This is a genomic window from Mesorhizobium sp. ZC-5 (assembly GCF_025753855.1).
GTDB lineage: Bacteria > Pseudomonadota > Alphaproteobacteria > Rhizobiales > Rhizobiaceae > Neomesorhizobium.
In genome coordinates this window covers 21001-34379 of the sequence record NZ_JAOWPT010000001.1, presented here as the reverse complement: position 1 = coordinate 34379, position 13379 = coordinate 21001, and the positions used below count along the sequence as shown (strand labels likewise).

Annotated in this window: 13 protein-coding genes; 10 read left to right on the top strand and 3 right to left on the bottom strand. The window is 62.7% G+C overall.

What is annotated here, in order from left to right:
- Position 1 precedes the first annotated feature (1 nt).
- The 3 genes from OHD58_RS00155 to OHD58_RS00145 are packed head-to-tail and all read right to left on the bottom strand — an operon-like array spanning position 2 to position 2356.
- A complete protein-coding gene (locus OHD58_RS00155; RefSeq protein ID WP_263800989.1) occupies positions 2-1039 on the bottom strand; it encodes a phosphotransferase family protein in 1038 nt (345 codons plus the stop codon).
- Entirely contained in the window at positions 1036-1515 is a 480-nt protein-coding gene (locus tag OHD58_RS00150; RefSeq protein ID WP_263800988.1) for a MaoC family dehydratase, read from the bottom strand. Before OHD58_RS00150 ends, OHD58_RS00155 begins: the two co-directional genes overlap by 4 nt.
- Positions 1516-1540: 25 nt before the next feature.
- The gene (locus OHD58_RS00145; protein WP_263800986.1) at positions 1541-2356 is read right to left on the bottom strand and encodes an SDR family oxidoreductase; all 816 of its coding nucleotides are present in this window, start codon (positions 2354-2356) and stop codon (positions 1541-1543) included.
- A gap of 141 nt (positions 2357-2497) precedes the next feature.
- Here OHD58_RS00145 and OHD58_RS00140 point away from each other — a divergent pair, with 141 nt between their 5' ends.
- From OHD58_RS00140 to OHD58_RS00095, 10 genes are all read left to right on the top strand, one after another.
- Positions 2498-3139 (top strand): TetR/AcrR family transcriptional regulator, encoded by a 642-nt coding sequence (locus tag OHD58_RS00140; protein ID WP_263800985.1) that lies wholly within the window; start codon positions 2498-2500, stop codon positions 3137-3139.
- Positions 3140-4375, top strand: coding sequence for an acyl-CoA dehydrogenase family protein (locus tag OHD58_RS00135; RefSeq protein ID WP_263800984.1), 1236 nt, complete (start codon positions 3140-3142; stop codon positions 4373-4375).
- Between the two features lie 7 nt (positions 4376-4382).
- A complete protein-coding gene (locus OHD58_RS00130; RefSeq protein WP_263800983.1) occupies positions 4383-5351 on the top strand; it encodes an NADPH:quinone oxidoreductase family protein in 969 nt (322 codons plus the stop codon).
- Between the two features lie 14 nt (positions 5352-5365).
- Positions 5366-6406: an alcohol dehydrogenase catalytic domain-containing protein gene (locus tag OHD58_RS00125; protein ID WP_263800982.1), complete on the top strand. Its 1041-nt coding sequence runs from the start codon at positions 5366-5368 to the stop codon at positions 6404-6406.
- An 84-nt stretch (positions 6407-6490) separates the two neighbouring features.
- Positions 6491-7366: a branched-chain amino acid ABC transporter permease gene (locus OHD58_RS00120; RefSeq protein WP_263800981.1), complete on the top strand. Its 876-nt coding sequence runs from the start codon at positions 6491-6493 to the stop codon at positions 7364-7366.
- 6 nt (positions 7367-7372) lie between these two features.
- On the top strand, positions 7373-8473 hold the full coding sequence (locus OHD58_RS00115; RefSeq protein WP_263800980.1) for a branched-chain amino acid ABC transporter permease: 1101 nt from the start codon (positions 7373-7375) through the stop codon (positions 8471-8473).
- A complete protein-coding gene (locus OHD58_RS00110) occupies positions 8470-9255 on the top strand; it encodes an ABC transporter ATP-binding protein (protein WP_263800978.1) in 786 nt (261 codons plus the stop codon). Before OHD58_RS00115 ends, OHD58_RS00110 begins: the two co-directional genes overlap by 4 nt.
- Positions 9252-10064, top strand: coding sequence for an ABC transporter ATP-binding protein (locus OHD58_RS00105; RefSeq protein ID WP_263800977.1), 813 nt, complete (start codon positions 9252-9254; stop codon positions 10062-10064). The genes OHD58_RS00110 and OHD58_RS00105 overlap by 4 nt, the downstream gene beginning before the upstream one ends.
- 151 nt (positions 10065-10215) lie before the next feature.
- A complete protein-coding gene (locus OHD58_RS00100) occupies positions 10216-12105 on the top strand; it encodes an AMP-dependent synthetase/ligase (protein WP_263800975.1) in 1890 nt (629 codons plus the stop codon).
- 47 nt (positions 12106-12152) lie between these two features.
- A complete protein-coding gene (locus OHD58_RS00095) occupies positions 12153-13316 on the top strand; it encodes an ABC transporter substrate-binding protein (RefSeq protein WP_263800974.1) in 1164 nt (387 codons plus the stop codon).
- Positions 13317-13379: the final 63 nt, after the last annotated feature.

Here is a 13379-nt window from a genome sequence, read left to right as displayed (position 1 = left end):
CTCATTCCTTTCCGTCGATCAGCCGCACCGCAAGACCAGCCAACAGTTTCACTGCGTCACCGTAAAGCTTCGCCTTTTCGGGATTCGAAGCATTGCCGTCAAGTGCGCGTTTGTACACACCCTGGCAAATCGCGGCGAGACGGAAGAAGGAGAAAGCAAGATAGAATGTCCAGTTGCCGATCCCGGCAATTTTCCGTCTTTTGCAATATGTCGCGACGTAGTCTTCTTCCGAGGGGAGGCCGATTGCTGCGCGGTCGACGCCGCCAAGGCCACGGAAGCTCGACGAAAAATGCGGCAACCGCCACTGCATGCACTGATAGGCGATATCGGCGAAGGGGTGGCCGAGCGTCGACAACTCCCAGTCGAGCACGGCGATGACCGAGGGCCGGTCCGGCGCGAAGACCATGTTGTCCAGCCGGTAGTCGCCATGAACGAGCGACACCAGCCCGTCATCGGCGGGCTGGTTTTCTTCCAGCCACCCGATCAGCCTGTCCATATCGGCGACGGCGCCCGTTTCGGAAGCCCGGTACTGGCTGGACCAGCGGCCCAACTGGCGTTCGAAATAATTCCCGGGCTTGCCGTAGCCGCCGAGGCCGACCGCCTCGATGTCGACGTCGTGCAGTGCTGCCAGCGTGGCATTCATGGAATCGTAGATCGCGGCGCGTTCCGCATTGTCCGCAATGTCGGCAAGGGCCGGATCCCAGAAGATGCGTCCGTCGATGAAATCCATGACATAGAACATGCGGCCGATAGGCGAATCCTCGCCCGAAAGGTGTAGGACCTTGGGCACCGGAACGGCGGTGCTGGCCAGCGCCTGCATGACACGGAACTCGCGGTCGACCTGATGGGCGGATTTCAGCAACTCGCCGGGCGGCTTGGCGCGCAGCACATAGCGGCCGCTGGACGCCGTCAGCAGGTAAGTCGGATTGGACTGGCCGGCTTTGAATTTCTCGACCGACTCGAGATTGGAAAATCCTGGAATGTGGGCTTCGAGATAAGGGGCAAGAAGAACGGCATCAAGCGCATTCGGGTCGCTCATGCAGTCTCTTCCTTTCGTTCCATGACGGCGATCGTCAGCCATTTCGCAGTGATCGCCGGTTTCGGCGAATTCTCGATATCGATGGTCACATTGTAGGTGATCTGTATCCAGCCGGACGGTCGCGCGTTGACGTCGGCAAGGAAAAAGCGGGCGCGGATGCGGGCGCCGGTCTTGACCGGCGTGATGAAACGCAGCTTGTCGAAGCCGTAATTGATGCCCATGCCGGCGCCTTCGAGGGTCGGCAAGGTTTCGTAGGTCATCGCCGAGAGCAGGGACAGCGTCAGGAACCCGTGCGCGATGGAGCCGCCAAACGGCGTTTCAGCCGCCGCGCGCTCCGGATTGACGTGGATCCATTGGTGATCGTCCGTGGCATCGGCGAACTGGTCGATCATGGTCTGCGTCACCACCCGCCATGGCGAAATGCCAACTTCCTTGCCGGTGTTACCCAGCAATTCATCAAGCGTGATCGAGCTCAAGGGAAGCACTCCATTCCAGCGCACGTCACTCCTTGAAGAGCGTCATGCCATGCTGCACCGATTGGCCGCCGTCGATCGGAAGGATGGCTCCGGTGACGTAGCTGCCGGCCAGACTGCACAGATACAATGTTGCGCCGGCAATGTCACCCGGTGAGCCGATCCGGCCGATGGGAACGCGGCTGGCGACCCGCTCGGCCTTTTCGTCCGTGCCGGTAGCGAAGGCGGTCATCCGGCTCTGGAAAGGCCCCGGCGCAAAAGCATTCACGGTAATCCGCCGCTTGGCGAATTCGCTGGCGAGCGTGCGGGTCAGGTGATGAACGGCAGCCTTGGAGGCGGTGTAGGAATAGGCATCGTCGGCAAGCGGTTGGGTACCCATCACCGAGCCCAGATTGATGATTCGGGCCGGGTCGGCGTCGCTTGCCGCCTTGTCCAGCAATGGCAGCAATTCGCGGGTGAGATGGAAAACCGCCGTGACGTTGACGTTAAAGACCTTGCCCCAGGCGTGATAGGGGAAGGTTTCAAGCGGCTCCCCCCAGGAAACGCCGGCGTTGTTGATCAGGATATGCAGCCTGTCGGTGCGATTTTTGACCCCGCCGACCAGAGCGTCGATCCCGGCTTCCGAACTCACGTCGCCGGCAAAGCCCTCGGCCTTTCCGGGCGCGCCAAGCGCATTGAGTTCGCCGGCCACCCGCTCGCAATCGGCACCCTTGCGCGAGGCGATCATCACCTCGGCGCCCGCCTGCACCAGCGCCGTCGCGGCCATCCTGCCTATGCCGGTGGCGGCCCCCGTTACCAGGGCCTTCTTGCCGGCGACCGAAAACAACTCATCGAGATAGGCCATCATTCCTCCCTGCCGCGGCGTTCATAAATGGGATGCCGCGTTGACAACATACCCGGTAGTATGTTCATCATTTGACGGGCCGTAAAGACCCGAAAGCAGCGATTGTCAATCGCCGCTGCCCACAGGGAGGATTGCAGACCGATGGCGCTCAGCGTCGGGGAACTTGGAGTGGAGGATTCGCGCGCCGACATCTTGCGCGCCGCCGCTGCCTGTTTTCTCGAACGCGGCTATGCGGTGACTTCGATCGACGACGTGGCGCGGGCGCTTGGCGCCACCAAGGGCCGCATCTATCATCACTTTCCCTCGAAGGCCGATCTCTTCGCGGAGGTTTTTCGCACCGGCATCGACATGATCTACGCCGCGATCGCACCCTGCCGGGATATGCCGGGTCCGGCGGTCGAACGCTGGAAGAAGATGGCCACCATCCATGTTCGCCTGATGATCGATACCAAGTCGTTCCAGCGCGCCGTCTGGGAAGGCGTGGAGATGCACCTAAGGGGCTCGACGACGCCGCAGCAGCGCGACGTGTTCGGCAAGCTGCTCGAAGACCGCACCAAGTACGGCAACATTTTTCGCGAGACGATCGCCGAAGCGCAGCGGGAAGGCGCCATGCGCTTCGCCAATCTCAGCATCGCCAACCAGCTCATGTTCATGACGCTGAACTCGCCGATCTTCTGGTACACGCCGCGCGACGGCGAAACATCGGAAGACATCGACAGGATCGTCGAACAGGTGGTCGCATACGCACTCGGCGGCCTTGGTGCAACGGAAGGAACTGTGTGAATGGCCGACATGAACCTGGGTATGACCGATCGGTTGAAGCCGATCCACGAACGGGTCAGCCGTATGGTGCGCGAGGAGATCATCCCGCTCGACGAAGAGTTTCTTGCCGAGGTCGGCAAGAGCGGCGACCGCTGGACCTACACGGACAGGCAGACCGAAATCCTTGAAGGGCTGAAGGCCAAGGCGCGTGAGCGTGGTCTGTGGAACTTCTGGTTGACTGGCTCCGACAAGGGTTACGGCCTTTCCACTGTCGAATATGCCTACCTGGCCGAGGAGATGGGCAAGGCGCATCTCGGCGCGGAAACCTTCAACTGCTCGGCGCCGGACACCGGCAACATGGAGGTACTCGAACGCTACGGCTCCGAGGATCACAAGGAACGCTGGCTGAAGCCGCTGCTCGAAGGCAAGATCCGTTCGGCCTATCTGATGACCGAGCCGGATGTCGCTTCTTCCGACGCGACAAACATTTCGATGAAATGCGAGGCCGATGGCGACAGCTATGTGCTGAATGGCGAGAAGTGGTGGTCCTCCGGCGCCGGCGACCCGCGCTGCGCCATCTACATCGTCATGGTCAGGACCGGCGGCGATGTCCGGCACCAACAGCACTCGATGGTGCTGGTGCCCGCCGATACCAAGGGCGTGACCAAACTTCGCGCCATGAAGGTCTATGGGGACGACGATGCCCCGCATGGCCATCTCCACCTCCGTTTCGACAATGTCCGGGTGCCGAAAACCAACCTGATCCTCGGTGAGGGGCGTGGCTTCGAGATATCGCAGGGCCGGCTCGGGCCCGGCCGCATCCATCACTGCATGCGCGCCATCGGCCAGGCCGAGATGGCGCTGGAGCTGATGTGCAAGCGTTCGATGCGCCGCGAGGCGTTCGGCAAGCCGCTGGCGCAGCTCGGCGCCAACTACGACATCATCGCCGAGTGCCGCATGGAAATCGAGATGGCCAGGCTGCTCTGCCTGAAGGCCGCATGGATGATCGACCAGGGCGACGCACGGGCGGCCGCTCCGTGGATCAGCCAGATCAAGGTGGTGGCGCCGAAGGTGGCGCTGAAGGTCACCGACGAGGCGGTGCAGATGTATGGAGGGCAGGGCATCAGCCAGGACACGCCTCTGGCGCGCTCCTGGACGCATCTGCGGACGCTGCGGCTGGCCGATGGTCCTGACGCCGTGCATCGCCGGCAGGTGGCACGCAACGAATTGCGCAAATATACGCAGGAAAAGGTCTGATACCGGTATGAAAGCGATTATCGCACGCGAATTTGGTCCCATCGAAGCACTCGACTATGCGGACTGGCCCGAACCGGAAGTCAGCGGCGACACCGTGGTGATCGAGGCCGAGGCGATCGGCGTCAATTTCCCCGACGGGCTGCTGGTCCAGGGCCTCTACCAGATGAAGCCGCAAGTGCCGTTCGTGCCGGGAATGGAAGCGGCGGGACGCGCCGTCGCGGTCGGGCCCGACGTCAAGTCGGTGAAGGTGGGCGACCGGGTAGCGGCACTCTCGACGATCGGCAGCTACGCCGAAAAGGTCGGCGTCAAGGAGTCCGCCGTCATGAAGCTGCCGGACGGTATGAGCGCCGCCGACGCCTGCGCGCTGATCTGCGGTTACGGCACCTCGCATCATGCGCTGAAGCAGCGCGGACAGCTCAAGCCGGGCGAAACGCTGTGCGTGCTCGGCGCATCCGGCGCAACGGGCGTCGCCGCCGTGCAGATCGGCAAGGCGATGGGCGCCAGGGTGATCGCGGTCGCCTCCTCCGACGAGAAGCGCGCGGTCGCCAAGAGCGCCGGTGCCGACATCGTGCTCGGCTATGAAAACCTCAAGGACGAGCTGAAGAAGGCAACCGGCGGCGAGGGCGTCGATGTCGCCTTCGATCCGGTCGGCGGCGAGGTGTTCGATGCATTGTCGCGTTCGATGGGCTGGAACGGCCGGCTGCTGGTGATCGGTTTTGCCTCCGGCACGATCCCGAAATTTCCGGTCAACCTGTCGCTGGTCAAGGGTTTCAGCGTGGTCGGCGTGTTCTGGGGCGCCTTCACGCGCAAGGAGCCGGAGGTCTATTCGGCAAACATGAAGGAACTGATAGGCTGGTACATGGCCGGCAAGATCAAACCGGTCGTCGAAGGAACATATCCGCTTGCCGATGCCGCCAAGGTACTCTCCCGTGTCATCGGCCGCGGCGCCGTCGGAAAGCTGATCCTGAAACCCTGATCGGAGTGCGACCCATGGCTATCCCCGCCGAGATGAAAGCGCTGCTGCAGACGAACGACGGTTATGCGCCGAAGCCATCGGGCAGCGCGCTGGAAGCGATGGAGCCTTATGTCGTGCCGGGTGTCGTGCCGGTTCCGTCGCCGAAGCCGACACAGCTCCTCATCAAGGTCAATCTCGCCTCGATCAACCCGTCGGATGTCATGTTTCTGAAGGGCATGTACGGGCAACCGCGCCAGAAGGGCCAGCCGGCCGGCTTCGAAGGCGTCGGCACCGTCGCGGCGACCGGCGACGAACCGCTGGCGAAAAGCTTCGCCGGCAAGCGTGTCGCCTTCGCGACAGGTACGAGCGGCTGGGGCTCCTGGGCCGACTATGCGGTGGCGGAGGCCGCCGCCTGCATTCCGCTCATCGACACGGTCCGCGACGAGGACGGCGCGGCGATGATCGTCAATCCGCTGACGGCGCTCGCCATGTTCGGCATCGTCAAGGACGAAGGCGAAAAGGCCTTCATCGTGACGGCCGGCGCCAGCCAGCTCTGCAAGCTGATCATTGCCGTGGCCAGGGAGGAAGGTTTCCGGCCGATCGCCATCGTGCGGCGCGACGACCAGATAACGCTTCTCAAGGAAATCGGCGCCGCGCATGTGCTGAATTCCGAAGCGGAGGACTTCAAGTCCAGTCTCAAGGACGTCGTCAAGGCCGAGCAGCCACGCATCTTCCTCGATGCAATGACCGGGCCGCTCGCGGCCGGCATCTTCCACGTCATGCCGAAGCGCTCGCGCTGGATTGTCTACGGCCGGCTCGACCCCTCGACGACGCCGATCCTCGAGCCCGGCCAACTGATCTTCCAGCAGAAGGTGATCGAGGGTTTCTGGCTGCCGATGTGGATGCGCGAATCGCCGGAGCGCCGCAATCGGGCGGTGATGGAAGCACAGAAACGGTTTTCGGACGGGCGCTGGGCAACCGATGTGACGGCTATAGTGCCGCTTTCGAAGGCGATGGCTGACGTGCCGCCCGCACTCGCCAAACCGAATGGAAAGGTGTTCATCAAGCCAGACTGAAGTAGGGCTTGTTGCCGTTCCGGAACGGCAGCTTATAGTTGAACAAACGCGGCGCAAGATCGCGGGAAGAGGAGGAGGACGTCTTTGGACGTATTGCAGCTTGTCGTCAGCGGCTTGGCCAATGGTTGCGTTTATGGGCTGATCGCGCTCGGCTTCGTGCTGATCTACAAGGCGACGGAAGCGGTGAACTTCGCCCAGGGCGACTTCATGATGCTCGGTGCCTTCATCACCGTCGGGCTCACCAACCAGGCCTGGCTCGGCCTGCCGTTCTGGCTCTCGGTGCCGATCGCCATCTTCATCATGGGCGTATTCGGCTACCTGCTCGACCTGATCGTCCTTCGCCGCATGTTCGGCCAATCGCAGATCGCCGTCGTCATCCTTACCATTGCGCTGGGTTTCGTGCTGCGTTTCATCGCCGGAGCGATCTGGGGCCACGAGACGGTATCGCTGGAATCGCCGATCGCCGGCAAGGATCTGCGTTTCGGCGGCGTGGTGCTCGGCCTCGACGAGGTGTCGGTCATCGTCGTCACCGTGCTTCTGACAGTCATGCTCTATCTCTATTTCAACCGCACCAAGCTCGGCATCGCCATGCAGGCCGCATCGCAGAACCAGCTTGCCGCCTACTACATGGGCATACCCGTCAAGCGGGTGCACTCGCTGATCTGGGCGCTGGCCGGCGCCGTCGCGGCCATTGCCGGCGTGCTCTTCGCTTCCAAGGGCGCCATCGATCCTTCGGCCGGACTGCTCGGCATCAAGGCCTTCGCCGCGGCGGTCATCGGCGGGTTCGGGAGCCTGCCCGGCGCGCTGCTCGGCGGCATCATCGTCGGGCTGATCGAGCCGTTCGCTTCGCGCTACATCGCCGCCGGCTATTCGCAGATCATGCCCTACCTGCTGCTCTTCCTGATTCTGGTGTTCCGTCCGCACGGCATTCTCGCCCAGGTCCATCGGAAGAAGGTCTGAGCGGCGATGCGGACGGTCTTCAAAACCTCCTACGACGCCGACATCAATCTCTTCCGCCATGGCGCGCAGGCCGCATGGTATCTGGCGCTGCTGGCGCTGGCGCTCGTGCTGCCCGTCCTGCTCGACGTTTTCCTGCTCGGCGAGGTCACCAACATGCTGATCTGGGCCATCGCCGGCATGGGGCTGATGGTGCTGGTCGGCCAGAGCGGGCAGGCAAGCCTCGGCCACGCCGCGTTCCTGGCGATCGGCTGCTACGCCAACGTACTCCTGCAGGAAAGGCTTGGCCTGCCGTTCATCGTGTCGTTCCCGCTGGCCGGACTGATCGCGGGGTTTGCCGGTGTGCTGCTCGCTATCCCGACGGCACGGCTGCACGGCATCTATCTCGCCATCGCGACGCTGGCGATCGCCATCCTCACCGACGACATCATCGTGCTGGCCGAGCCGCTCACCGGTGGCGTCACCGGGCTGATGACGCCCACCATCAGCATGTTCGGGCTGGAGATCGATCGCTACGTGACGCCGGATCGCTTCTACTGGCTGGTACTGCTGGTCGTCGTCCTCACCGTACTCGTCTACCGCAACCTGTTGCGGGCGCCGCTCGGCAGGGCGTTCGCGGCGGTGCGCGATTCCGAGGTTTCGGCGCAGGCGATGGGCGTCAACGTCGCCCGCACCAAGGCGACCGCCTTCGGCATCTCGACCGCCATCACCGGGCTGGCCGGTGCGTTGATGGGGCATTTCGCCGGCGTCTTCAACAACGAGACCTTCTCCATCATCATCTCTATCCAGCTGCTTTTGATGATCGTCATCGGCGGGCTGGGCTCGATCCACGGCGCCTTCTTCGGCGCCATCGTGGTGGCGCTGCTGCCGCAGGCGATCGCGCTGTCGCGCGATTTCATCGGCGGCTTGCTTGGCACCGGCTCAATGGCAATCCCCGGGCTCGAAAGCGCGGTTTTCGGGGTTATCCTGATCCTCTTTATCCTGTTCGAGCCGACCGGCATCTATGGCCGCTGGGTCAAGATCCGCACCTATTTCGAGCTGTTCCCCTTCTACCGCCGCGACATGTTCCGTCGCCAGAAAAGCTATCTGAAGACGGAGCGGTTGAGATGAGTCTGCTCGAGATCGACAACGTCACCTTGCGCTTCGGCGGCGTCGTCGCAGTCAACAAGGTGTCGTTCTCGGTCGAGGAGGGCGAAGTGTTCGCGCTGGTCGGACCGAACGGCGCCGGCAAGTCGACGCTCTTCAACCTGGTGTCGCGCATCTACGATCCAGTCGAGGGCGATATCCGTTTCGACGGCAAGAGCATTCTCGACAAGGCGCCGCACGAGATGGCGCGGCTCGGCATCGCCCGTACCTTCCAGAACATCGAATTGTTCGAGCAGGCGACGGTGTTGCAGAACCTGCTGGTCGGACGTCACCGGCACCGCAAGGGCAATCTCGTCAACGAATTGCTGTTCACGCCGTTCGTGCGGCAGGAGGAGCGGCGGCACCGCGAGGCGGTCGAGAAGGTCATCGACTTCCTCGACCTGCAAGCCTATCGCGATAAATACATCGCCGGTCTGCCCTACGGCGTCCGCAAGGTGGTCGAGATGGGCCGGGCGCTGGCCATCGAGCCGCGTTTGCTTCTGCTGGATGAGCCGGCTTCGGGCCTTTCGGTGGAAGAGACCCAGGATGTCGCCTTCTGGGTTGAAGACATCAAGTCGCAGATGGGCGTCACCGTGCTGATGGTCGAGCACGACATGCATCTCGTTTCGGCGGTCTCCGATCGCGTGCTGGCGCTCGCCGACGGCAAGGCGCTGGCGCTCGGAACCGCGCATGAAGTGCAGAACCATCCCAAGGTGATCGAGGCCTATATCGGCGTTTCCGACCCGCACCAGAAGGTGGTGGCATGACAACGCTGGAGGAAATCCTTGCGTTGCCCGAACCGGTTCCGGCACCCGTTCTCGCGATCAGGAATCTCGAAACCTACTATGGGCCGATCATGGCGATCCGCGGCGTCAGCCTCGACGTGCGCGAAGGCCAGATCGTTACCGTACTCGGCGCCAACGGTGCCGGCAAGACAACGCTGATGAAGACCATCTCCGGGGTGATGAATCCGCAAAAAGGGCAAATCCTCTACGGCAACGACGACATCGCCAGCGCCGAACCGGACAGGGTGGTGCGCGCCGGCATCGTGCACGTGCCGGAGGGCCGCGAGGTCTTTCCGCTGCTGACGGTGGAGGAAAACCTGCAGATGGGCGCCTTCGTGCGGTCGGATGCCGATGGCATCCGTGCCGACGAGGAGATGGTCTATTCGTATTTCCCGATCCTCGCGGAGCGGCGCAGGCAGGCTGCCGGCACCCTGTCTGGCGGCCAGCAGCAGATGCTGGCGATCGGCCGTGGATTAATGGCGCGGCCGAAGCTGATGCTGCTCGACGAGCCGAGCCTCGGCCTGTCGCCGTTGCTGGTGAAGGAGATCTTCTCGATCATCCGCAGGCTGAACCGCGAGCAGGGCGTCACCATGATGCTGGTCGAGCAGAATGCGCGCGTCGCGCTGGAAATCGCCGACTACGGCTATGTGATGGAGCTTGGGCGCATCGTCATGGCAGACACGGCCGAGCGCCTTTTGCAATCGAAGGACGTGCAGGAGTTCTATCTCGGCGTCCAGGAGCAGTCGCAGCGCGGCCAGAAACGCTGGAAGCAGAAGAAGACATGGCGATGATGGGGAAGCAAATGAACGGCCGTCAGCGCTCCCCTTTCATCCCGATGGAGAAGGTCACCCTATCTGGCGCAACCCCCACCCCTAACCCCTCCCCACAAGGGGGAGGGGTTAGGGGTGGGGGTATCAGACTTGGCAAGATTCGGAGGCTTCCATGACAATCACTGCGAACATGCCTCCCCAGCGCACTGTCGACGGGTTCACCATCAACGCCGACGTCACCAGGGGGCCGTTCTTCTTCGACGGTTGCGACACGCTGGTGAAACTGTTCCGCCAGCGCTGCAGGGAACTCGGGCCCAAGATCGCTCACCGCGAAAAGGATTACGGCATCTGGCTCGCCTACTCCTGGACCGATTTTTACGAACATGCGCGGCTGATCGGCCTTGGCCTGACAGCGCTCGGGCTGAAGCGCGGCGAGGTCGTCTCGATCCTCTCCGAAGACAACAAGGAATGGATCTACACCGATCTCGGCGTGCAGTCGGTCGGCGGCATCGCGTCCGGCGTCTACACGACGGATTCGGCCAGCCAGCTGCGCTATCTGGTCAACGATTCCGACAGTCGTTTCCTGTTCGTCGAAAACGACGAGCAGCTCGACAAGTACCTCTCGGTCAGGAACGACACGCCTGGGCTTGCCAAGGTCATCGTCTACGATCGCGACGGGCTGCACGGGTTTTCCGACGACAAGGTGATCTTCCTTGATGATCTCTACCGGATCGGCCGCGATTTCCTGAAGGCCAATCCCCACCGCTTCGAGGAGGAGATCGATCGGTCCCGGCCTGAGGACACCGCCATCCTGGTCTATACTTCGGGCACGACAGGACCGCCGAAAGGCGCCATGATCACGCACGCGAACATCATGTGCTCGATCACCGGGGCGCTGTTGACGCTGCCGGTCAGGGACACCGACGAGCAGGTCTGCTTCCTGCCGCTCTGCCATATCCTGGAGCGGCTGATCACCGTGTTCGAGCCGATCGGGTTGAAATCGACGGTCAACTTCGCTGAAAGCCCGGAAACCGTGTTCGACAATGTGCGGGAGGTCAGCCCGCATGTGTTCACCGCGGTGCCGCGCGTCTGGGAGAAGATCTATTCGCGCGTCACCATCATGGCCGGCGATTCCACGCATCTCGGACGGTGGGCCTACCGCCGGGCCATAGCCACCGGCAGGAAACGCGCCGACCGGCTGGAGGAGGGCCGCAAGGTGCCGCTGACGACCGCCGCGGCCTATGCCTTCTGGGATTTCATGGTACTGAAGAATCTGCGCCGCATGCTCGGCCTCGACCGGCTGCGGCGCGGCACAACGGGCGCAGCCCCCATCTCTCCCGACCTTCTCAGGTGGTACCAGGCAATCGGCGTCACCGTGCTCGAAGGCTACGGCATGACGGAGAGTTCGGGCGTCATCTCGCTCAACCTGATGGACGACTGCAAGACCGGCTCGATCGGCAAGGTCGTGCCGGGCGGCGAACTGCGCATCGCGCCCGACGGCGAGATCCAGTATCGCGGCGGCAACGTCTTCAAGGGCTACTGGAACAAGCCGGACAAGACCGAAGAGACAATCATCGAGGGCGGCTGGCTGAGGACCGGCGACCTCGGCCGCATCGACAATCAGGGTTTCCTCTCGATCACCGGCCGCGCCAAGGACATCATCATCTGCTCCGGCGGCAAGAACATCAGCCCGAGCGAAATCGAGAACCGGCTGAAGTTCTCGCCCTACATTTCCGATGCCGTCATCATCGGCGACAAGCGCAAATACCTTACCTGCCTGGTGATGATCGACCAGGAGAATGTCGAGAAATTCGCGCAGGACCGGCGCGTGCCGTTCTCGAACTTCAAGTCGCTCTGCGCGGCGCGCGAGGTGCGCGAACTCATCGGCGGCGTCGTTGCCGAAACCAACCGCGAATTTGCGCGGGTCGAACAGATCAAGGATTTCCGGCTGATCGACGTGCTTCTGACGGCGGAGGATGACGAGTTGACGGCGACGATGAAACTGAAGCGCAGCTTCGTCGAACAGAAGCACGGGAGACTGATCGAGGAAATGTACGGTTAGCCATAAGGCGGCCGTATCAGGGAACAAAACCAAGGAGGAGACCTGAAATGACATCAACGATCGCAAAATCGATCCTTGCATTCACACTCGCCGCCGGCCTCGCATCGACAGCCCTCGCGGAAACGCAAGGTGTCAGCGACACGGAAGTAGTGATCGGCTCCAATGCCGACCTCTCCGGCCCGTTTGCCGGCTTCAGCGTGCCGGCCATGAAGGCGGCGCAGCAGGTGTTCGACGAGGTGAATGCCAAGGGCGGCGTGCATGGCCGACAGATCAAGCTGATCGTCGAGGACCATGGTTATCAGGTGCCGAAGGCGATGCAGGCCTTCAACAAGCTCATCAATTCCGACAAGATCTTCGCGTCCTTCATGACGCTCGGCACCCCGATCAATATCGCCGGCTTCAAGCTGCAGGAGCCGAAGGGCATCGTCAATTTCCTGCCGCTGTCGGCGGCCCGCCAGATGGTGGAGGAGCCGATCGCGCTGCGCTTCACCGGTTTCTCGTCCTACTACGACCAGAGCCGCGCGGCGGTGAAATACCTCGCCAAGGAGACCGGCGCCAAGGAAGTCTGCGCCATGTACCTGCCGACCGACTTTGGCCAGGAAATGGAGGAGGGCGCCAAGAAGGGCGCCGAGGAAGCCGGCATCACCTTCAAGGCCGAAACCACGCACAAGGTCGACGAGGCGGATTTCATCGGCTCGCTGACCAAGCTGAAGGAAGAAGGCTGCGACATGATCGGCGTGGCGCTCGGCATCCGCCAGGTCATCACCGTGCTCGGCACCGCCAAGAAGATGGGCTGGAACGACGTGGCGATCTTCGGAACATCGGCCTCCTTCCACACGGCGATCGCCAAGGTGCCGGGCGGTGTTACCGACGGCTTCTACGCCGCGGCCGGCTGGTCCGACCTCGAGGCGCGCATGGACAATCCGGCGGTGAAGAGTTTCGTCGAGGGCTACAAGACGGCCTTCAAGGAGGATCCCGGCACCGGCGCCTTGCTTGGCCGTTCCGCCGCCGAGACCTTCGTCAAGGCGCTCGACGCGGCCGGCAAGGACCTGACCTCGGAATCCTTCGTGAAGGCGCTTGAATCGCTGAAGTTCCGCGACGAGATCGCCGATGTCGATGTCGACTTCAGCGCCACCGACCACCAGGGCGGCAACGCCATCCTGATCTCGAAGATCGAAGGCGGCTCGTGGAAGGAAATTTCTCGCGAATAGCCGCAAAACGGCGACACCCTCTCCCCGTTTACGGGGAGAGGGCAAGGGTGAGGGGCATTCGGA